A 19,479-nucleotide genomic window follows, 5' to 3' on the forward strand; every position below is an offset into this window, starting at 1 on the left:
CCCACGAAAAAAGAGGGCATACAACGTGTTGGACGATGATGTTTTGCCGCGGGCAGGCCTGCCCGAAGCGCTCAAGGACACCGCAGCCCAGGCGTGCCAGCGCCTGAACCAGACGCTGGCGCACATGGCCTGTGACGATGCCGCGCTGGCCGCATGGCAGGCGCTGCCCGCAGCGCGCAGAGCGGCGCTTGTGCGCACGGTGACGATCTCAAGCTTTGCGCTGGACGTGCTGGTGCGCACCCCGGTCGTTTTGCACGAACTTTTGGCCACCGGCGAGCTGGACGCCGCGCCGGCCCGCGCCGCTCTGGCGCAGCGGCTGGAAAAGGCGCTGGCCCAGGCCGACGACGAGGAGTCTCTGTACCGCGCGGTGCGGCGCTTTCGCCAGGCGCGCATGCTGGGGATTATCTGGCGCGACCTGAACCGCGCGGACGGCTACGACGTCTGGGACACCACGGCAGCGATGACCGCGCTGGCCGAGGTCAGCCTTGAGGCCACGCTTGCCTGGCTGGAGGCGTTTTACGCCCCGCGCTGGGGACGCCCCGCCCCCTGCGAAGACGGCTCGGCCCAACGGCTGGTAGTGCTGGGCATGGGCAAGCTGGGGGCCGGCGAGCTCAATCTGTCGTCGGATATCGATTTGATTTTCGCCTACGCCGAAGACGGCGAAACCCGCGGCGGGCGCAAGGCGCTGGCCCACCAGGAATATTTCACCAAAATCGGCCAAAAGCTGATCGCCGCGCTGGACAGCGTGACCGCCGACGGCTTTGCCTTTCGCGTGGATATGCGCCTGCGCCCGCTGGGCGACGGCGGCCCGCTGGTGGGCAGCTTTGCCGCGCTTCTGGCCTACTATCAGGATCAGGGCCGCGAGTGGGAGCGCTACGCCATGCTCAAGGCGCGCCCGGTGGCCGGCGACGTGGTCGGCGGCGCTGAGCTGCTGCGCGGGCTGCGTCCGTTTGTGTATCGCAAATATCTGGACTTTGGCGCGATTGAATCCCTGCGCGGGCTGAAAACCATGATCCACCGCGAGGTCAAGCGCCGGGGCATGGAAACCAACGTCAAGCTCGGCCCCGGCGGCATTCGCGAGGTGGAGTTTGTGGTGCAGGCGTTTCAGCTGATTCGCGGCGGCCGCGACACCGAGCTGCAGCAGACCTCCCTGCGCGCCGCGCTCACCCGGCTGCCGGCGCTGGGCCTGCTGCCCCAGAAAGCGGTGGACGAGCTGCTGCCGGACTACGCCTTTCTGCGCGATCTGGAGCACGCCCTGCAGGCGCTGGACGACCGCCAGACCCAGCGCCTGCCCGACGACGCGGTGGTCCGAGCGCAGGTCGCGCTGGCGCTGGGCTTTGACGGCTGGGAAGGCGTGATGACGCGGCTGGGGGAAGGCCGCGAGCGCATCCAGCACTATTTTGACGACGTGATTGCCGAGCCCGAAGACGAAGTAGAGGACGACAGCGATACCCCGGGGCTTGAGCAGTGGCGGCGGCTGTGGCGCGGCGAGCTGAGCGCCGAAGACGCCCAGCGCCGTTTGGCTGAAGCAGGCTTTGATGACCCGGCCGAGGCGCGCAAGCGCCTTGAGCGACTGCACCATTCCCGCGCGGTGCAGGGCATGCAGGCCATCGGCTTTGAGCGCCTTGACGCGCTGATGCCGCTTTTGCTCGACGCGCTGGCGCAAAACCCCACCCCGGACGCCGCGCTGCCCCGGGTGCTGCCGCTGATCGAGGCGGTGCTGCGGCGCACGGCCTATCTCGCGCTGCTGCGAGAAAACCCCCAGGCGCTTGAGCACCTGATGCGCCTGTGCGCGGCAAGCCCGTGGATTGCCGATCAGCTGGCGCGCTACCCGATTTTGCTCGACGAGCTTTTGACCCCGGCGTCGCTGTATACCCCGGCGAGCAAGGCGCGCCTGGCCGACGAGCTGCGCCAGACCCTGAACCGCCTGCCCGAAGACGACGAGGAAGCCCAGCTGGAAGCGCTGCGCGTGTTCAAGCACGCCCAGACGCTCCACGTCGCGGCGTCGGATATCGCCGGCACCCGCCATCTGATGAACGTAAGCGACTATCTCACCTACATCGCCGAGGTGATTCTCGATGCGGTGCTGGCCATGGCCTGGAAGCATCTGGTGCGCAAGCACGGCGTACCGCCGGGCATCGGCCGCGACGTGCCGGACTTTCTGATCGTCGGCTACGGCAAGCTGGGCGGCATTGAGCTGGGGTACGGCTCGGATCTTGATCTGGTGTTTTTGCACCGTGCGACCAAAGGCGCCACGGACGGCCGCCGCCCGGTGGACGCCTCGGTGTTTTTCACCCGCCTGGGCCAGCGCATGATCCACCTGCTCACCGCGGTGACCCCGGCGGGCAGCCTGTACGATGTGGATATGCGCCTGCGCCCGTCGGGCAACGCCGGCCTTTTGGTGACCTCGCTTGACGCCTATGCCGACTACCAGCGCACCAGCGCCTGGACCTGGGAGCACCAGGCGCTGGTGCGCGCCCGGGTGGTGGCCGGCGATGCCGCTCTGGCCGAGGGGTTCAACGCCGTGCGCCGGGAGGTGCTGGGCCGCCCCCGAGACCGCCGTGCGCTGCGCGACGACGTGGTCAAGATGCGCCGCAAGATGCGCGCCCACCTGGGCAGCCGCACCCGGGCGACGTTTGACGTCAAACAAGACGCCGGCGGCATGGTGGACATCGAGTTTCTCTGCCAGTACGCGGTGCTGGCGCTAAGCGTTGAGGCGCCGGCGCTTTTGGCCTACAGCGACAGCGTACGCATTCTTGACACGCTGGCAAAAAGCGGCCATCTGCCCGACGACCAGGCGCAGGACCTGCGCGAGGCCTATCTGGCCTACCGCAGCACCACCCACCGGGCGGCGCTGACCGGCGACAGGGCGCGCGTTGCAGAAGGCACGTTTGACGCCCACCGCCGCGCTGTCAAGGCGCTCTGGGCGCGCTTTCTGGCGCCGCCGGCCGATTCCGACGGCCGGGACCGGGCTTAGCGCGCGCCGGGGTCGTCGTCCTTGACGTCAAAGCGGCCTTCCAGCGCGTCGTGGGGGCGGCGGGACTCGCGATAGGGGCCGCCGCCGATGTCGGTGGCCTGCTCGGCGCGCATGGCCTCCATGCGCTTTTTCATCCTGTGGCGGATAAAGGGCATCATCGCCCAGCCGATCAGTACCAGCACAAGGCCGAGCATCAGGGCGACGATCATCAGCGCGCCGAATAAAAGCCAAGTGAAAAACAGCTTGATGCTGCCCCCCAAGCCCGCCGGGCGCGACTGGGCGGCCCTGGCGCGCCACTGCTGGGCCGCCTGCCAGGCGGCGTTGCGCGTACTACGCTGTGTCATGAAGCTCTCCTGAAGGCGCGATAATAAGGCGTATGGGTCTGTCCAGTAGAACACTATACGGCGCGGGAGTTCACCCGCGGCGCCGCGCTCAGGCGCGGCCTGCGTGACAGGGGAGGCGTTTGCTGCATCCGGGATGGCTTATGCAGCGTGCAGTTTAGCTGGTAGAGTCCGCGGTATGATTACAGGCCGCGGTGGGTACAGGCCAACCGCGCCGCAGTGCGATGGGATTTAGCGCGATGGGATATAGCGCGATGGGATGTAGTGCGATGAGATATAGCGCGATGGGATAACGCAAAGCTAAGGAGACAAGATGGCAGACCACGGCGGGAGGACGGTGTTTATCGCCTCGGCGACGATTATCCTCGGGCTGGTGCTGGTCGGGGCGGCGTTTCCCGAAGATTTCGGCCGCGCCGCTCAGACGGCGCTGGGCAGCATTACGCGGCTGTTCGGCTGGTTTTATCTGTTCTCGGTGTTCGGTTTTGTGGTGTTTCTGCTGGGGCTTGCGTTTTCCAAGTACGGCAAGGTGCGCCTGGGCCCCCAGGACAGCACGCCCAACTACAGCTTTTTTTCCTGGGTGAGCATGCTGCTGGCGGCAGGCTTCGGCGTGGGGCTGGTGTTTTACGGCATGGCCGAGCCCATGTCGCACTATATGACGCCGCCCTACGGCGACGAAGCGCCGGAAAGCGTGGCCGCCGCGCGGCTGGCCATTCAGTACACCTACTTCAACTGGGGCATTCACCAGTGGGCGGCGTTTTCCGTAGTGGGGCTGATTATCGCCTACTTCCAGTTCCGCAAGGGGCAGGCGGGGCTGGTGTCGTCGGTGCTGTCCTCGGTGACGGCCAAATACCCGCGCGTGCGCCCGTATGCTTCCTGGCTGGACGTGTTTGCCGTGGTGGCCACGGTGATGGGCGTGGCCACCTCGCTGGGGCTTGGCGTTTTGCAGATGAACGGCGGGCTCAACGCGGTGTTCGGCCTGGCGGAAAACGGCTGGTGGCAGTTTATTATTCTGTTTGTGATGTTTTGCGCCTATATGGCCTCGACCTGGTCGGGGCTGGACAAGGGCATCAAGCGTCTGTCCAACCTCAACATGGCGCTGTGCATCGCTTTGATGTTCTACGTGCTGGTGAGCGGGCCCACGGTTGCCATTCTTGAAACCATTACCCTGGGCATCGGTGACTACCTGCAGAACTTTATCAGTATGAGTTTGCGCATCGCACCCTACGAGGACAGCAACTGGGGCAACGACTGGACGGTGTTCTACTGGGCCTGGGTGATTGCCTGGTCACCGTTTGTGGGCACCTTTGTGGCCCGGGTGTCCCGCGGGCGCACCATTAAAGAGTACGTGTTCGGCGTGCTGCTGGTGCCGCCGCTTTTGGCCTGCCTGTGGATCGGCGTGTTCGGCGGGGCGGCGCTGCACATGGAGCTTGGCGGCGCGGACGTGGGGCTTGCCCAGGCCACCCAGGACAATATCACCGTGGCACTTTTTGAAATGTTCGAGCTGATGCCGTTTTCCGGCGTGCTCTCGGTCATGGCGATGGGGCTGATCTTTATCTTTTTGGTGACCTCGGCGGATTCGGCCTCCTATATCGTCGCCCAGATGACCGACAACGGCTCGATCAACCCGCCGCTGTACAAGCGCGTGCTGTGGGGCGTGCTGATTGCGGCCATTTGCCTTACGCTGATCGTGGCCGGCGGGCTTGAAGGGCTGCAGGCCGCGTCTGTGCTTTCAGCGCTGCCGTTTACCTTCATTCTTTACATGATGGTGGTGGTGCTTTTGCGTGAGCTGCGCGCCGACCGCCGGGCGATGCTGACCCAGCTGTATCGCCGCCACGGCGAGACCCCGGTGGGGGCCGACGCCTTCGAGGCCGATCAGCTCGGCGAGGAAGAACGCCTGCGGCGCGCGCCCAGCGTGGTCAACCGGCGTATCAATCGCTAAGTGACCGGTCTTTGTCGCCACGGGCCGAATCAGCGGGCCATGTTAGCGGGGATGCGCTTTGCCAATACAACGTACGCGCCGCGGTGCGAGACGCCGCCGAGCCGGGCGCCGGCGGTTGGAGGCGTCCCGGCTGGACCGCTGGCTGAATACGGCGGTGACCGTAGCGGTCATCACCGCACTGGCGGTGGGCAGCGCGGCGGTGCTGGCACACTGGCTGCTGTAGCGCATTTTTGCCTTTACTCTGGGAGCGGCCATGCCTGAACGTTATGCCCGCCGCGCCGGGCCATGCTCGGCGCCCGCCCGCCAGGGCTATGCCCCGCGCCGGGAGATTGTCGGCTGGGCGATGTTCGATTTTGCCAATCAGGCCTATACGCTTTTGATCATCACCGTGGTGTTCGGCGAGCTTTTCACCACGGTGATCGTCGGCGAGCACGAAGGCAGCTACCGGCTGGCGAATTTTCTCTGGAGCCTGGCGCTTTCGCTGAGCTATCTGATGGTGGTGGTGAGCGCGCCGCTGTGCGGGGCGATCATGGACTGCCGCGCGGAAAAAAAGCGCTTTCTGCGGTGGAGCTATGTGGCCACCGTGATCTCGACTGCGATGCTGTACTTTGTCGCGCCGGGCTATGTGGCGCTGGGCTTTTTCCTGATTGTGGTTTCCAACTACGCCTATTCCATGGGCGAGTCGTTCATTGCCGCGTTCTTGCCCGGGCTGGGCCCGCCTTCGGCGTTGGGCAGGATTTCCGGCTTCGGCTGGGCGCTGGGCTATCTGGGCGGGCTTTTCGCCGCGGGTTTCACGCTTTTGGTGCTGGGCGAGGCCACCGCCGACAACTTTGCCCGCATCCGCTTTGTTGGCCCCTTTGCCGCCGGCTTTTTTTTGCTAGCGGCCATGCCGACCTTTGCTTGGCTGAAAGAACGCGCCGTGCCGCAGCCCGCTGCGGTTGGCTACGGGCGTCTGGCGCGCCGGCGCATGCTGGCGACCTGGCGTGATTTGCGCCACTTTAAAGACCTGAGCCGGTTTCTGGTGTCGCTTTTGTTTTCCATGGCCGGGGTGTACATCATCATTGCCTTTGCCTTTATCTACGGCGCTCAGGTGATCGGCTGGGACGCGCAGGTGCGCAACGGGATGTTTATCATCGTGCAGATCACCGCCGCCGGCGGGGCCGTGGGCTTCGGCGCCCTGCAGGATCGGCTGGGCGGCAAGCGTACCTACCAGCTGACGCTTGCCCTGTGGGTGGCCGCGATCGCTGCCATCTGGGCCACACCGGCGCTGACGGCGTGGCTCAACGGCACTTTTGGGCGCGCCTGGCAGGCGCAGCACGTGTTTTTGGTGGTGGGGTGTCTGGCCGGTGCCAGTCTGGGCTCCAGCCAGTCGGCCAGCCGTACCCTGGTGGGGCTTTTCTCGCCCCGGGAGAAAGCCGCCGAGCTTTTTGGCTTTTGGGGGCTGGCCAACAAGCTGGCCGGCGTTTTGGGTATCGTGCTGCTGGGCGTGTTGCAGATGCTGGTGGGGCTTGCCGGGTCCATCCTGCTTTGTGCGGCGCTGTTTATCGCCGCGATGCTGATCTGTACGCGCGTCGACGAAGCGCGGGGGCGTGCGGCTGCCCGGCAATGGTCGTCGCCCGGCGCGGCGGGCGTACAGGAGGCGACATGACAAGACGGGCAGGAACACAGCGCACCGGCCTGGTCATGATGCTGCTGTTTTGGGTGGTGCTGATGGTGGGCGGTACCTGGTGGCTGAAAGGCGGCCTGGAAGCGCTGCAAAACCCCAATGCCCGGGTGGTTACCTCGGCGGCGACGAGCACGCCGCTGACCCTTGAGCGCAACCGGGCCGGGCACTTTCGCGCGCCGGGGGAAATCAACGGCGTACCGGTCACCTTTTTGCTGGATACCGGCGCTACCTATGTGGCGGTGCCTGCCGGGCTTGTCGACAGCCTCGGGCTTGAGCGCGGCCGGCGCGTCTGGTTCAACACCGCCAACGGGCGCGTGCAGGGCGCGCTGGTGGATCTGGATTCGGTAAGCCTGGGCGGTATTCGCATGCGCAACGTGCAAGGCTCGGTCAGCCCCAACATGCAGGGCGACACGGTGCTGCTGGGCATGAGTTTCTTGCGCCATCTGGCCATTGAAATACGCGAAGGCAAGATGGTGCTGACGCTGCCCGAGCCGCGCGGTCAAGGCTGAGCGATCCGCCCGCCGTCTTGTGCGCAGGCCACGGCTGTGCTTAGCTTGGCCCACCGATAACGTCAACCCGCCAAGGAGCCGTCATGGGCATTGAAGTAGGTGGACTGCTGGGCCTTATCTGGCTGATCATCGTCGTCTGGGCCATCATCAAGGTGGCGAAAAGCCCGGCAGGCGGGCTGGCCAAGCTGCTGTGGATTTTGGTGCTGCTGTTCTTTCCGCTGTTTGGCCTGCTTATCTGGCTGCTGCTGGGCCCCAAGGGATAGCGACCAGCGCCAGGCGCTGAAAGGCAGGCTTTTTAGCCTGCCTTTTGCGTAGCGCCGGCCGGCACCGGTGTAACATCGGGGCCGTATAGCGGTAACATGGCGGGCGGCGTTTGTCAGCGATCGGTATCGTGGCCGCTGTCCGACAGGCGGGAATGGCCGGGAACGTAGTGCCCGGGAATCCTGCGCCGCTCTCCGTTGGGCAAATCCTGCACCTGGGCGGGCACGTAGACGCGTTTGATCACGCTTTTAGGTTTGCGCTGTGTCATACAGTTGTCCTTTCTATCAGCGGCTGAGCCGTCAACGATTGAACCGTCAGCGGTTGGCCGGCGAGCGCTGCTTGACGGCCACCGAGCGGACGCTACCATCATTTTGCGATATCCCATCGACGACGTCATCCCAAAGCGGTGATGCCGTCGCTGTTATTCCTATTGGCGGGTAGCCGCAACACACTTTTACCCGAGCAGAGTCAAGAGTACACATGGTCGATCATCTGGAAAAACAGTTTCAAACGCTTGGGTCTCAACACGCCAGCGGCGTGGACTATGCCGGGCGAGAGCACGTGCTGATCATCGAAGATGACCGGCGGCTTGCCGATTTGACCCGCGATTACCTGGAAACCAACGGCTTTCGGGTCACCCTGGAAGCCGACGGTGGCAAGGGCGTTGAGCGCATTACCGGCCTGCAGCCGGATCTGGTTATTCTCGATTTGATGCTGCCCGGCGAAGACGGCCTGGCCATCTGTCGCCGGGCGCGGCCCCATTACGCCGGCCCCATCATGATGCTGACCGCGCGCACCGATGATCTCGATCAGGTGCTGGGCCTGGAAATGGGCGCCGATGACTATATGCTCAAGCCGGTACAGCCGCGGGTGCTGCTGGCGCGGATGCGGGCTTTGCTGCGCCGCGCCGATGCCAGCGCCCCGGCCAGCGGTGAAGAGCGCCTGCGCTTTGAGAACCTGGACATCGACCACGCCACCCGAGAGGCCTGGCTGTCCGGCGAGCGTATCGACTTGACCAGCGCCGAGTTTGATCTGCTGTGGCTTCTGGCCAGCAATGCCGGCCGCGTGCTGACCCGGGAAGAGATTTTCCACGAGCTGCGCGGCATCAAGTACGACGGCCAGGATCGCTCCATTGACGTGCGCGTCTCGCGCATTCGCCCCAAGATCGGCGACGACCCCAACCAGCCGCACCGGATCAAGACCGTGCGCAGCAAAGGCTACCTGTTCGTCAAGGACGGTTGATCGCGCCGCTATATGCGCCATGCACCCCATACGGACGCCGCAGCCCGGCCCGGCTGTCGCGAGAAGCGCCCGCTGCGCTGGATGATCGACCGCGGCTCGTTTATCCGCTTTTATCTGCTGCTCGCCGCGGTGCTGCTGGCCGTTGTGCTGGTTGCCCTGGGCGGCCGGGCGCTGATCGAGCAGATTCGCCGAGAAGACTACCGCGAGCAGCTGGCCGCGCTGCCCATGTCGCTGGTTGCGGAACGGCTGGCCGCGCTGCCGCCCGAACAGCGCAGCCCGCGCCTGGCAACGCTCGGCGAGCGGCTGGGCATGACGCTGGAGCTGGCGCGACTGGACGCGGCCGCCCCGGGATATTTTGCCCGCGCCCGGCTGACACAGCGCAAAGTGCTGGCCAGCGAATCGCCCTGGGTGCTGCGCAAACGCCTGCCGGATTCGCCCTGGCTGCTGACGGCCCGGTTTGACGGCTGGAGCGAGCAACAGTGGCACGCCACCGCCGAGCTGCTGGGCGAGTGGCTGGCCGGGCTGCCGGCCGGCCAGCGCAGCCAGCGGCTTTCAGGGTTGGCGTCGGGCAGCTGGCCGGTATCGCTGCACAGGCGCCCGCCCCGGGGCCTGTCGTCTGCCCAGCGCGACGCGTTGGCGCGCGGACAGGTCGTCACCCGGCTGACGCACGAGCAGCTGGCGGTCACGTTCTGGGCGCCGCTGCCCGGCGAGGCGCGCTGGGTCAAGATGGGGCCGATGACCCGCGGCGGCTCGCTGGCGCTCAATCTTAATTTGCCGCTGCTCATGGGGCTTTTGCTGGCGTTTTCGCTGAGTATCTATCTGATCATGCGGCGTATCGAGCTGCGCCTGGCGCGCCTGGAGCTGGCCGCCGCGCGCATTGCCAGCGGGCGGCTGGAAACCCGGGTCAAGGTGGAAAGCGGCGATTTCATGGGCCGGCTGGGCATGGCGTTCAACGGGATGGCAAGCCAGGTACAGGCGCTTTTGCGCGGCCAGCAGGAAATGATCCGTGCGGTGTCTCACGAGCTGCGCACGCCGGTGGCGCGCATCCGCTTTGCCGCGCAGATGGTCGAGGACATGACCGCAGAGCCGGCGGTGCGCCGCCAGATTCAGGGTATCGATGCCGACATCGGCGAGCTTGACGAGCTGATTGACGAAATTCTCACCTTTGCCCGGCTGGGCGGCCAGACCGTGGGCGGCCCCGAGATGGAAACCGCCCGGGTGGAATGCCGGGCGCTTGCCGAGCGCGTGATCGATACCCTCGCGCCGCTGCATCCGGGCCTGACGCTGGAGCTGGCGGACGGGCCGGAGATGGCGGTGCAGGCCGAGCCGCGCTATTTGCAGCGGGCGCTGCAGAACCTGGTGAGCAACGCCTGTCGCTACGGCTATTCCCGTGTGGCCGTGACGCTGACCGGCGAGCCGGAGCTGGTCCGCATTGACGTTGAAGACGACGGCCCCGGCGTGCCCGCTGAGGTGCGCGAAGACGTGTTCAAGCCTTTCGCGCGGCTGGATACCAGCCGCACCCGCAGCTCCGGCGGCTACGGGCTGGGGCTTTCCATTGTGCAAAAGATCATGGCCGGCCACGGCGGCAGCGTCAGCGTCGATGCCAGCAGTGCTCTGGGCGGCGCGCGCTTTACGCTGATACTGCCGCGTCGCCATCCGCCGGCCTGATGCCTGACAGCACCGCAAAGGAAGTGTCCCGCGCGGTGCGTAAAAAATCCTGCATCCACGGCGCTTCGCGGGTGTTTTCGCGCAGGGCAGCGTAAAGCGTGCTCCACATGCCGCCTTCGCCCAGCGGTACGGCGCTGACGTAGTCGCGCTCCAGGTATTCGGTCAGCGCCCAGCTGGGCAGCGCGCACACGCCTCTCCCGCTTGCCACCAGCTGCATCATCATAATGGTCAGCTCTGCTGTGCGGATTTCCGCGGGGGCAACGCCTGCCGGCCGTAAAAACTGGGTAAAGACGTCAAGCCGGGACTGCTCGACCGGGTAGGTGATCAGGGTCTGGTCGCCCAGCATTTCGGGATGGACGCAACGCTGGCGCGCCAGCGCATGCTGGCGCGCCACGGCCAAAAGCCCCTCGTAGCGAAACAGCGGCGCGTAGTGAATGCCCTCAATGGGCTGGGGATCGGCGGTGATCACCAGATCCAGCTGCTCTCGGGCCAGCGCCGGCAGCGGGTCAAAATGGTGGCCGGTGGGAATATCAATCTCCACCTCCGGCCAGTGATCGCGAAAATGATCCACCGTGGGCATCAGCCACTGAAAGCAGCTGTGGCACTCGATGGCCATGTGCAGCCGGCCGTGCTCGGTGCCGGCAAGCCTTGCCACGTCGCGTTCAGCGGCGCGTACCTGGGGCAGCACCTGCTCGGCCAGCGCCAGCAGCCGGGTGCCCGTGCGGGTGAACGCTACCGGGCGGGATTTACGCACGAAAAGCGCGCTGTCGATGCGGTTTTCCAAATCCTTGAGCTGGTGCGACAGCGCCGACTGGGTCAGATGCACGCGCTCGGCGGCCTCCACCAGCGAGCCGGTATCGCGCAGGGCGAGCAGAGTACGAAGATGACGAAGCTCAATCATGGGGGCCATACGTATCCGGTGGAAAGACAAGGCTGAGTTTTATTCATAATTATTATTAAAAAGATTAGTTTGATTCACTTTTTAGCGGCACGCAAACTTGTCGGCAAGGTCAATTGGCAACGCATTCACGCTATAGGACATATTGCATGACAGTTTCTCATATTCTGGGCTATCCGCGCATCGGTGCCTTCCGCGAGCTGAAAAAAGCCACCGAAGCCTACTGGAAGGGCGATCTGGATCAGGCGGCGCTTGAGCAGCAGGCGCAAAAGCTGCGCGCCGCCCACTGGCAGGCGCAAAGCGACGCCGGGCTGGACTTCGCAAGCGTCGGCGACTTCGCCTTTTACGACCAGGTGCTCAACGTCTCTGTTTTGCTGGGCGCGGTGCCCGAGCGCTTTAACGCCGCCGCCGAGGTCGAGCAGGGCGAGGTGGCGCTGGACACCGCCTTTCGCATGGCCCGGGGCCGCGCACCCAGCGGCGAGCCGGCGGCCGCCTGCGAGATGACCAAATATTTTGATACCAACTATCACTACCTGGTTCCTGAGCTGCACCAGGGCCAGACGTTTACACTTGCCAGCACGCGGCTGTTCGACGAGGTCGCCGAGGCCCAGGCCGCCGGCTTTACCCCCAAGGTCGCGCTGACCGGGCCTGTGACCTGGCTGTGGCTGGGCAAGGAGAAGGGCGGCGCGTTCAACCGCCTGGAGCTGCTCGACGGCGTGGTCGATGTCTACGCCGCCGTGCTCACCCGGCTGGCCGAGCAGGGCGTGGCGTGGGTGCAGCTTGACGAGCCGGCGCTGGTGCAGGATCTGCCCGCCGAGTGGCAGCAGGCCTACGAGCGCGCCTATAACCGCCTGCAGGCCGCCGCGGTGAAGATTCTGCTGGCGACCTACTTTGGCGGGCTGGGCGATAATCTTTCGGTAGCCACGCGTCTGCCGGTGGCCGGCCTTCACGTGGACGCCGTGCGCGCCCCGGGCGAGCTGGACCATGTAGTCGATCGCATCGGCCCGCATCGGGTGCTGTCCGTTGGCGCAATCGACGGGCGCAACGTCTGGCGGGCCGATCTGGCCGCCCTGCGCGAGCGCCTTCAGCCGCTGAAAGCGCGCCTGGGCGATCGCCTGTGGCTGGCCCCCGGCTGTTCGCTTTTGCACGTGCCGGTGGACGTGGGTGCCGAAACCGACCTGGACGGCGAGCTCAAGAGCTGGCTGGCCTTTGCCCGCCAAAAGCTTGACGAGACGGTCACGCTTGCTCGCCTGCTCGACGGCCGCGCCACCGCCGACGACGAGCAGCGCCTGGCCGATGCCACCCGCGCTTTGGAGGCCCGCCGCGCATCCGCGCGCATTCACCGGCCGGCGGTGGCCGCGCGGCTGGCCGCCGTTACCTCTGCCGACAGCCGGCGCGGCGCGCCCTACGCCACGCGTGCCAAGGCCCAGCGCGAGGCGCTTTCGCTGCCGCTGTATCCGACGACGACCATCGGCTCTTTTCCCCAGACCGGGGATATTCGCGCCGACCGCCGCGCGCACAAAAACGGTGATTTGAGCACCGCCGAGTACGAAGCGCGGATGCGCGCCGAAATCGCCTACGCCGTGGCGCGCCAGGAAGCGCTGGGCATCGATATGCTGGTGCACGGCGAGGCCGAGCGCAACGACATGGTGGAATACTTCGGCGAGCAGCTCGACGGCTTTGCCTTCACCCGCTTTGGCTGGGTGCAAAGCTACGGCTCGCGCTGCGTGAAGCCGCCGGTGATCTTCGGCGACGTGGCGCGTCCGGCGCCGATGACCGTGCGCTGGAGCGAGTACGCCCAGTCGCTCACCGACCGGCCGATGAAGGGCATGCTCACAGGCCCCGTGACGATTCTGCAGTGGTCGTTTGTGCGCGATGACCAGCCGCGCGCGACCACCTGCCGCCAGATTGCCCTGGCGCTGCGCGACGAGGTGGTAGACCTTGAGCGCGCCGGCGTCCGGGCCATCCAGATCGATGAGCCGGCCCTGCGCGAAGGGCTGCCCCTGCGCCGGGCCGAGTGGCAGGCGTATCTTGACTGGGCAGTGGAGAGCTTTCGTTTGAGCGCGTCCAGCGTTGCCGACGCCACCCAGATCCACACGCACATGTGCTACTCGGAGTTCAACGACATCATCGGCGCGATTGCCGCGCTGGACGCCGATGTGATCACCATCGAGACCTCGCGCTCGGACATGGAACTGCTGGACGCCTTCCAGAACTTTGCCTACCCCAACGAGATCGGCCCCGGAGTTTACGATATCCACAGCCCCAACCTGCCCGATATAGACTGGATGGTGACGCTGATGGAGAAAGCCGCCGAGCGCATTCCCGCCGAGCGGCTGTGGGTCAACCCGGACTGCGGGCTGAAAACAAGGCGCTGGGAGGAAGTTGAGCCGGCGCTGGCCAACATGGTCAAGGCGGCCGAGACGCTGCGCCAGCGCGCCAAAGCACCAAGCGAGGAAGGCGCCGCCACGGTGTAACAAGCCCCGCTTCAATTACTAACAGCAAAGCCGGCCACGATATGGCCGGCTTTCTTGCTGCGGGCAGCCCGCGACAGGGTAGGCGCTGGCTTGAGTCGGCCTGCTACTTCGCCAGCAGCCTGGCGGCGTCCAGCGCGAAGTAGGTGAGAATACCGTCGGCGCCGGCGCGCTTGAAGCCGGCGAGCGATTCCAGAATCACCTTGTCGGCGTCGAGCCAGCCGTTGTCGAAGGCGGCGCGGTGCATGGCGTACTCGCCGCTGACCTGATAGGCAAAGGTGGGTACGGCAAGCTCGTCTTTCACCCGGCGCACCACGTCGAGATACGGCATGCCGGGCTTGACCATGACCATGTCGGCGCCTTCGCGAATGTCCATGGCGACTTCGTGCAGCGCTTCATCGGCGTTGGCCGGGTCCATCTGGTAGGTGCGCTTGTCGGCCTGGCCGAGGTTGCCCGCCGAGCCGATGGCGTCGCGGAAGGGGCCGTAGTAGCTCGACGCGTACTTGGCGCTGTAGGCCATGATGCGGGTGTGGATCAGCCCGTCCTGTTCGAGCGCCTGGCGGATCGAGCCGATGCGCCCGTCCATCATGTCCGACGGGGCGACCACGTCGGCGCCGGCCTCGGCGTGGGACAGCGCCTGCTTGATCAGTGCTTTGACCGTGGGCTCGTTTTGCACGTAGCCGGTATCGTCGAGAATGCCGTCCTGGCCGTGGCTGGTGTAGGGGTCCAGCGCCACGTCGGTGATGATGCCCAGCTCCGGCACGGCGGCCTTGAGCCCGCGCACGCTGCGCTGAACCAGCCCCTCGGGGTTGTAGGCCTCTTCGGCGTGCAGGGTTTTGCCGTCGGCTTCAATCACCGGAAACAGCGCCAGCGCCGGGATGCCCAGCGCGTGGGCCTCCCGGGCCTGCTCGATCAAAAGATCCAGCGTCAAACGCTCAACGCCGGGCATCGAGGGCACGGCCTGGCGCTGATTTTCGCCTTCCATGACAAACACCGGCAAAATCAGATCCGCTGCGGTAAGGGTATTTTCGCGCATCAGCCGGCGAGAGAAGTCGTCCCGGCGCATGCGGCGCATGCGAGTGGCAGGAAAATCGCGCGGGGTGAACGTAGTCAAGAAAGCCTCCAGCGGTAGGGTAAAAAAGCGTTTCACCGGCAGTATACCCGGCAAAAGCCGAGCAGTCGGCTGTTGCAAGGCGCTGTGAACCCTCGGCCGGGTATAAACCGCTGCCAACTTTTGCACGGCCGGGCGGGCATGCCCGGCGCGGCGTTTTAGTCAGCGTCTTGGCGGTTGGCCCGGCGGCGTACCTGGCGGTTGCCGAACAGGCGGCCGAACAGCAGGCCGATTTCGTAGAGCAGATACATGGGCACGGCCAGCAGGCTCTGGGAAACCACGTCCGGCGGGGTGAGCACCATGCCCACGATAAAGCAGCCCAGCAGAATATAGGGGCGCTTGCGGCCGAGGCTTTCGACCGTGGTGGCGCCTGAAAGAATCAGCAAAAAGGTGGCAATGGGAATCTCGAAGGCGACGCCAAAGGCAAAAAACAGTTTCAGCACGAAGTTGAGGTACTGATTGATGTCGGTCATCACCGTAATGTTGTCCGGCCCTGCCTGGGTAAAAAACGAAAACAGCAGCGGAAACACCACGTAGTAGGCAAACGCCGCGCCGGCGTAAAAAAGCCCGACGCTGGACAGCAGCAGCGGTATCGCCAGGGCCTTTTCATTGTCGTAAAGGCCCGGCGCGACAAAGGCCCAGGCCTGATGCAGCACCACGGGGATGGCAATGAACACTGCCACCACCAGCGTGAGCTTGAACGGGGCGAGAAACGGCGAGGCCACCTCGGTGGCGATCATCTGCGCGCCTTCGGGCAGCAGCGCCATCAGCGGCTCGGCGACAAAGCCGTAGATATCGTTGGCAAAGGCGTACAGGCTGAGAAAAATGACCACGATGGCAATAACGGCCCGCATCAGCCGCGAACGCAGCTCGACCAGGTGCTCGATCAGCGGGGCCTGGGCGGCGCCTGCCTGCCGGTTCGTTTCCTGCTTTTGCGAACCATCGCTCATGATGATGTTTCGTCCTTTTTCTCGTTTCCGCCGGTGTCGGCCGGCGTTTCGCGCAGGGTTTCCAGCGCGTCATCCAGCCGGGCCGAGGCGTCCGCGGCCTGGCGCTCTACCTGGCGGGCCTGCTTGCCGGGCGCATCGGCCAGGCTTTCCACGTCCTGTTTGGCCCGGGTGAGGCTGTCGTCGAGTTTTTTCTGCTGCTCGTCGAGTTTTTGCCGCAGGTCTTCGGCTTCCAGCTGGGCGCTGATCTCGCGCTGCATGCCGGACACCGTGCGCTTTATTTTGCCGACCCACATGCCCGTGGTTCGAGCCGCCCGGGGCAGCCGCTCGGGGCCGAGTACCAAAAGCCCCACCACGGCGATGATCAGCAGTTCGAGAAAGCCGATATCCAGCATGGGTTAGCTGCGCTCGTTGCTGTTTTCCGGTTTCTTTTCCTGAGCCTCGACGTCGTAGGTGTTGCCCGCTGTATCGTCGTCGTGGCGTACCTTGGCCTGGGGCGTGTCGGCGTCGTCCTCATCGGTTTTTTTCTCTTCTTCGTGCATCGCACTTTTAAAGCCCTTGACGGCGCCGCCGAGATCGGTGCCGACGTTGCGCAGCTTTTTGGTGCCGAAAATCAGAATAATGATGCCCAGCACAATGAGCAGCTGCCAAATACTGATACCGCCTAGCATATGCGTGTCCTCGTTAACGAATGCCCAAATAACCTTGGGCGGTGGCGAATGGCTACCCGCCCGTGCGAGCGGCTTTTTCGTCGTGCCCCGAGACGCCGAACCGGCGTGCCAGCTCGTCGAGCACGGAGCGGTGATCCAGCCCCAGATGCGAGAGCATGACCAGGCTATGAAACCATAGATCCGCCGTCTCGGCGACCAGTGCCTGCCGCGCCGCTGCGTCGTTGCTCTGTCCGGCATCCTTGGCCGCAAGCAGCGTTTCGGTGGCTTCCTCGCCGACTTTTTCCAGTATCTTGTTCAGCCCCTTGCAGTGCAAGGCGGCGACGTAGGAGTCGTCGGCGCTTGCATGGCGGCGCGCGTCGAGTACCGCAGTCAGGGCGTCGAGCACGGTGTCGGTGGCGAGACGGGAATCCGGGGTCGGCGTGGTGGTCATGGCGACGTATCCGTTGTGTAGCGTAAGAGAAATAGGCGCTGCGTTTCTTGATGCGCATCAGCTTGGCGGCTCGCCGGCTACCAGGCCAAAAGCAAAAGGCCGATGGCGGCGGCGGCAAGCACCGGCCAGTCCTGCCCGGCGGCCCAGCCCGCCAGCGGCTGCCAGGCAAGGGCCGCGGCGAGCATGATCAGCCCCAGGCGCAGCCGGTGCTGACGCTTGCCCTGGCGCTGCATGTGCCGGCGCATGTCGCTTACGGCCTGGCTTTGTCGCCTTTGCTGGCGGTCGCTGGCTTCCAGCCGGCTCAGTGTCTGGTGGGCCAGAGCCGGCAGCTCCGGCAGCTGGGTGGAAAGCTCCGGGGCCTGGCGCTTGAGCGAGTCCCACAGGCCGCGCACGCCGGCACGCTCTTTCATCCAGCGCTCAAGGTAGGGCTTGGCGGTGCTCCACAGATCAAGATCGGGGTAGAGCTGGCGGCCCAGCCCTTCGATGTTGAGCAGGGTTTTCTGCAGCAGCACCAGCTGGGGCTGGACTTCCATGTTGAAGCGCCGGGCGGTCTGGAAAAGCCCCAGCAGCACCTGGCCGAAGGAGATGTCTTTGAGCGGCTTTTCCAGAATCGGCTCGCACACGGTGCGAATGGCGGCGGCAAACTCGTTGGCCCGTGTGCCTTCGCCGACCCAGCCGGATTCGATGTGCAGCGCGGCGACTTCGTAATAGTCCTGGCGGAAAAACGCCAGCAGGTTGCGCGCCAGATAGTCCTGGTCTTCTCGGGTCAGGCTGCCGACGATGCCGCAGTCGATGGCCACGTACTGCGGGTTCTCGCCGTCGTCGCAGTTGACGAAGATGTTGCCCGGGTGCATATCGGCGTGAAAGAAGTTGTCGCGAAACACCTGGGTAAAAAAGATCTCCACGCCGCGCTCGGCCAGGGTCTTGAGGTGGGTGCCCCGGGCCAGCAGGGTGTCGGTATCCGCCACCGGGACGCCGCGAATGCGCTCTTGCACCATGACCTTGCGCCGGGTGAAGGCCCAGTAGATGGCGGGCACGAACAAAAGCGGCGAGTCTTTGAAGTTGCGCTTGAGCTGGGAGGTGTTGGCGGCTTCCTTGTACAGGTCAAGCTCGTCAAACAGCGTGGCCTCGTAGTCGCGAATGACTTCTACCGGACGCAGCCGCCGGGCCTCGGGCACCCGGGCGAGCAGCTTGGCGAGCTGATACATCAGCGCCATGTCCTGGCGCATCACGCGGTCGATGCCCGGGCGGATGATCTTGACCACCACGTCTTCGCCGCTGTGCAGCCGGGCGGCATGCACCTGGGCGATGGAGGCCGAGGCCAGCGGTTCACGCTCGAAGTGGGCAAAGGCCTCGGCCAGGGTCATTTCCAGCTCGGCCTCTACCCGGGCCGCGGCGGCCTCGCCGGGGAAGGGCGGCACCTGGTCCTGCAGGCGCTTGAGCTCGTCGGCAATATCCGGCGGCAGCAGATCGCGTCGGGTGGAGAGCATCTGGCCGAACTTGACAAAAATCGGCCCCAGCGCCTCCAGCGCCAGACGCAGACGCTCGCCGCGGCTGCGCGGGCCTACTGGAAAAAGCCGCAGCGGTGAAAGCCAGGTGAGCGCGCGCATCCACCAGGGCAGGCGCGCAAACGGCACCAGAGTGTCCAGCCGGTGGCGGGCGATGACCCAGCCGATACGTATCAGTCGCAGGCTCATACCCGGCCCTCGCGCTCGGCCAGCAGCCGCTGCAGCCGGGCAAAGCGGGCTTCCAGCCGGTCGGTGGCGACGTCCAGTTCGGTGAGGTGGTCGCGCAGCACTTCGCGCTGGCGGCGGCCGGGCAGAAGCCTGGCCTCTTCGAACACGTATTCGGCCACGTCGGCGAGCAGCTCGTCTTTGGCGCGCAGGCCAAAGCGTGCGACCCGGCGCAGCCCTTCGGCCAGCGAATGGGCGGGCGTGTCGCCGAGCAGCCCGGCAAGCTCGCCTTCCCAGTCGATGTCGAGATCGGTGAACAGCGCCTGGGCAGCTTCCAGCAGGTGGGTGCGCCCGCGCAGGGAAAGCCGGCCGGAAAACATCAGCCGCTCAAGGCTTTCGCCGCCGGCCCAGCGCGACAGGGTTTCCGGGGTCAGCTCCACCACGGCGTCGGCGGAGGCTTCGCAGTCGGCGTCATCGCTGGCGTGGGCAAGGTCGATCCCGGCGCGATGAAAGTGCAGCATCAGCGCCAGGCGCGGCTGCTCCAGACGAACGAGCAGGCGGCTGCCGGCCAGCGCTTCCAGGCGGCCGGGGGCGGCCGGGTCTCGGGCCAGCAGGGCGTTGATCGCGCGTTCAATGCCGGCCAGCATCAGCGCAGGCGTTGCCGTCATGTTG

The 19,479-nt window shown here is 65.5% G+C and carries 19 protein-coding genes; 9 read left to right on the top strand and 10 right to left on the bottom strand.

What is annotated here, in order from left to right:
* Window positions 1-25: 25 nt before the first annotated feature.
* Window positions 26-2,977: a bifunctional [glutamate--ammonia ligase]-adenylyl-L-tyrosine phosphorylase/[glutamate--ammonia-ligase] adenylyltransferase gene (glnE, locus tag ACZ415_RS06740; RefSeq protein WP_344704343.1), complete on the top strand. Its 2,952-nt coding sequence runs from the start codon at window positions 26-28 to the stop codon at window positions 2,975-2,977.
* Here glnE and ACZ415_RS06745 read toward each other — a convergent pair.
* Entirely contained in the window at window positions 2,974-3,321 is a 348-nt protein-coding gene (locus tag ACZ415_RS06745) for a hypothetical protein (protein ID WP_344704345.1), read from the bottom strand. The two genes, glnE and ACZ415_RS06745, sit on opposite strands and share 4 nt — an antisense overlap.
* A 310-nt stretch (window positions 3,322-3,631) precedes the next feature.
* Between ACZ415_RS06745 and ACZ415_RS06750 the strand changes: the two genes are divergently transcribed.
* The 5 genes from ACZ415_RS06750 (at window position 3,632) to ACZ415_RS06770 (ending at window position 7,695) form a co-directional block, all read left to right on the top strand.
* A complete protein-coding gene (locus ACZ415_RS06750) occupies window positions 3,632-5,257 on the top strand; it encodes a BCCT family transporter (RefSeq protein ID WP_344704347.1) in 1,626 nt (541 codons plus the stop codon).
* A gap of 58 nt (window positions 5,258-5,315) precedes the next feature.
* Window positions 5,316-5,480 carry a hypothetical protein gene (locus ACZ415_RS06755; protein WP_344704349.1) on the top strand — a complete coding sequence of 55 codons (165 nt, stop codon included), beginning with the start codon at window positions 5,316-5,318 and terminating at the stop codon, window positions 5,478-5,480.
* Between the two features lie 30 nt (window positions 5,481-5,510).
* Window positions 5,511-6,905: an MFS transporter gene (locus ACZ415_RS06760; RefSeq protein WP_344704351.1), complete on the top strand. Its 1,395-nt coding sequence runs from the start codon at window positions 5,511-5,513 to the stop codon at window positions 6,903-6,905.
* On the top strand, window positions 6,902-7,432 hold the full coding sequence (locus tag ACZ415_RS06765) for a retropepsin-like aspartic protease family protein (protein WP_344704353.1): 531 nt from the start codon (window positions 6,902-6,904) through the stop codon (window positions 7,430-7,432). The genes ACZ415_RS06760 and ACZ415_RS06765 overlap by 4 nt, the downstream gene beginning before the upstream one ends.
* An 83-nt stretch (window positions 7,433-7,515) precedes the next feature.
* Window positions 7,516-7,695, top strand: a complete 180-nt coding sequence (locus ACZ415_RS06770; protein ID WP_344704355.1) for a PLDc N-terminal domain-containing protein — start codon at window positions 7,516-7,518, stop codon at window positions 7,693-7,695.
* Window positions 7,696-7,808: 113 nt separating this feature from the next.
* Here ACZ415_RS06770 and ACZ415_RS06775 read toward each other — a convergent pair whose 3' ends face one another.
* Window positions 7,809-7,961, bottom strand: a complete 153-nt coding sequence (locus ACZ415_RS06775; RefSeq protein ID WP_344704357.1) for a hypothetical protein — start codon at window positions 7,959-7,961, stop codon at window positions 7,809-7,811.
* A 212-nt stretch (window positions 7,962-8,173) separates the two neighbouring features.
* Between ACZ415_RS06775 and ACZ415_RS06780 the strand changes: the two genes are divergently transcribed.
* Together ACZ415_RS06780 and ACZ415_RS06785 are read left to right on the top strand one after the other, a co-directional pair.
* Window positions 8,174-8,935: a winged helix-turn-helix domain-containing protein gene (locus ACZ415_RS06780; protein ID WP_344704359.1), complete on the top strand. Its 762-nt coding sequence runs from the start codon at window positions 8,174-8,176 to the stop codon at window positions 8,933-8,935.
* Between the two features lie 12 nt (window positions 8,936-8,947).
* Window positions 8,948-10,603: an ATP-binding protein gene (locus tag ACZ415_RS06785; protein WP_344704361.1), complete on the top strand. Its 1,656-nt coding sequence runs from the start codon at window positions 8,948-8,950 to the stop codon at window positions 10,601-10,603.
* Here ACZ415_RS06785 and ACZ415_RS06790 read toward each other — a convergent pair.
* The gene (locus tag ACZ415_RS06790; protein ID WP_344704363.1) at window positions 10,566-11,504 is read right to left on the bottom strand and encodes a LysR family transcriptional regulator; all 939 of its coding nucleotides are present in this window, start codon (window positions 11,502-11,504) and stop codon (window positions 10,566-10,568) included. The two genes, ACZ415_RS06785 and ACZ415_RS06790, sit on opposite strands and share 38 nt — an antisense overlap.
* A gap of 146 nt (window positions 11,505-11,650) precedes the next feature.
* Here ACZ415_RS06790 and metE point away from each other — a divergent pair, with 146 nt between their 5' ends.
* Window positions 11,651-13,978 carry a 5-methyltetrahydropteroyltriglutamate--homocysteine S-methyltransferase gene (gene metE / locus ACZ415_RS06795; protein WP_344704365.1) on the top strand — a complete coding sequence of 776 codons (2,328 nt, stop codon included), beginning with the start codon at window positions 11,651-11,653 and terminating at the stop codon, window positions 13,976-13,978.
* A 103-nt stretch (window positions 13,979-14,081) separates the two neighbouring features.
* Here metE and hemB read toward each other — a convergent pair whose 3' ends face one another.
* The 7 genes from hemB to ACZ415_RS06830 form a co-directional block, all read right to left on the bottom strand.
* Window positions 14,082-15,089, bottom strand: a complete 1,008-nt coding sequence (gene hemB / locus ACZ415_RS06800; protein ID WP_344704367.1) for a porphobilinogen synthase — start codon at window positions 15,087-15,089, stop codon at window positions 14,082-14,084.
* 155 nt (window positions 15,090-15,244) lie between these two features.
* The gene (gene tatC / locus ACZ415_RS06805; protein ID WP_344704369.1) at window positions 15,245-16,036 is read right to left on the bottom strand and encodes a twin-arginine translocase subunit TatC; all 792 of its coding nucleotides are present in this window, start codon (window positions 16,034-16,036) and stop codon (window positions 15,245-15,247) included.
* Complete coding sequence (gene tatB / locus ACZ415_RS06810) at window positions 16,033-16,428, bottom strand: Sec-independent protein translocase protein TatB (protein ID WP_344704373.1); 396 nt, start codon at window positions 16,426-16,428, stop codon at window positions 16,033-16,035. The genes tatC and tatB overlap by 4 nt, the downstream gene beginning before the upstream one ends.
* Before the next feature lie 3 nt (window positions 16,429-16,431).
* A complete protein-coding gene (gene tatA / locus ACZ415_RS06815; RefSeq protein WP_344704375.1) occupies window positions 16,432-16,704 on the bottom strand; it encodes a Sec-independent protein translocase subunit TatA in 273 nt (90 codons plus the stop codon).
* Window positions 16,705-16,756: 52 nt separating this feature from the next.
* Window positions 16,757-17,134 carry a phosphoribosyl-ATP diphosphatase gene (locus ACZ415_RS06820; RefSeq protein WP_344704377.1) on the bottom strand — a complete coding sequence of 126 codons (378 nt, stop codon included), beginning with the start codon at window positions 17,132-17,134 and terminating at the stop codon, window positions 16,757-16,759.
* A 77-nt stretch (window positions 17,135-17,211) separates the two neighbouring features.
* Window positions 17,212-18,831 (bottom strand): ubiquinone biosynthesis regulatory protein kinase UbiB, encoded by a 1,620-nt coding sequence (ubiB, locus tag ACZ415_RS06825; protein ID WP_344704379.1) that lies wholly within the window; start codon window positions 18,829-18,831, stop codon window positions 17,212-17,214.
* On the bottom strand, window positions 18,828-19,475 hold the full coding sequence (locus ACZ415_RS06830) for a ubiquinone biosynthesis accessory factor UbiJ (protein WP_344704453.1): 648 nt from the start codon (window positions 19,473-19,475) through the stop codon (window positions 18,828-18,830). Before ACZ415_RS06830 ends, ubiB begins: the two co-directional genes overlap by 4 nt.
* Between the last annotated feature and the right edge of the window lie 4 nt (window positions 19,476-19,479).

The organism is Halomonas cibimaris (assembly GCF_055379665.1).

Bases quoted from the DNA above. Each gene is read 5' to 3' on its own strand.
- ACZ415_RS06775 (WP_344704357.1), bottom strand. From the start codon at position 7,961: ATGACACAGCGCAAACCTAAAAGCGTGATCAAACGCGTCTACGTGCCC.
- ACZ415_RS06780 (WP_344704359.1), top strand. From the start codon at position 8,174: ATGGTCGATCATCTGGAAAAACAGTTTCAAACGCTTGGGTCTCAACAC.
- ACZ415_RS06750 (WP_344704347.1), top strand. From the start codon at position 3,632: ATGGCAGACCACGGCGGGAGGACGGTGTTTATCGCCTCGGCGACGATT.
- ACZ415_RS06770 (WP_344704355.1), top strand. From the start codon at position 7,516: ATGGGCATTGAAGTAGGTGGACTGCTGGGCCTTATCTGGCTGATCATC.
- ACZ415_RS06760 (WP_344704351.1), top strand. From the start codon at position 5,511: ATGCCTGAACGTTATGCCCGCCGCGCCGGGCCATGCTCGGCGCCCGCC.
- metE (WP_344704365.1), top strand. From the start codon at position 11,651: ATGACAGTTTCTCATATTCTGGGCTATCCGCGCATCGGTGCCTTCCGC.
- ACZ415_RS06785 (WP_344704361.1), top strand. From the start codon at position 8,948: ATGCGCCATGCACCCCATACGGACGCCGCAGCCCGGCCCGGCTGTCGC.
- ACZ415_RS06820 (WP_344704377.1), bottom strand. From the start codon at position 17,134: ATGACCACCACGCCGACCCCGGATTCCCGTCTCGCCACCGACACCGTG.
- tatB (WP_344704373.1), bottom strand. From the start codon at position 16,428: ATGCTGGATATCGGCTTTCTCGAACTGCTGATCATCGCCGTGGTGGGG.
- ACZ415_RS06830 (WP_344704453.1), bottom strand. From the start codon at position 19,475: ATGACGGCAACGCCTGCGCTGATGCTGGCCGGCATTGAACGCGCGATC.
- ACZ415_RS06745 (WP_344704345.1), bottom strand. From the start codon at position 3,321: ATGACACAGCGTAGTACGCGCAACGCCGCCTGGCAGGCGGCCCAGCAG.
- tatC (WP_344704369.1), bottom strand. From the start codon at position 16,036: ATGAGCGATGGTTCGCAAAAGCAGGAAACGAACCGGCAGGCAGGCGCC.
- tatA (WP_344704375.1), bottom strand. From the start codon at position 16,704: ATGCTAGGCGGTATCAGTATTTGGCAGCTGCTCATTGTGCTGGGCATC.
- ubiB (WP_344704379.1), bottom strand. From the start codon at position 18,831: ATGAGCCTGCGACTGATACGTATCGGCTGGGTCATCGCCCGCCACCGG.
- ACZ415_RS06765 (WP_344704353.1), top strand. From the start codon at position 6,902: ATGACAAGACGGGCAGGAACACAGCGCACCGGCCTGGTCATGATGCTG.
- ACZ415_RS06790 (WP_344704363.1), bottom strand. From the start codon at position 11,504: ATGATTGAGCTTCGTCATCTTCGTACTCTGCTCGCCCTGCGCGATACC.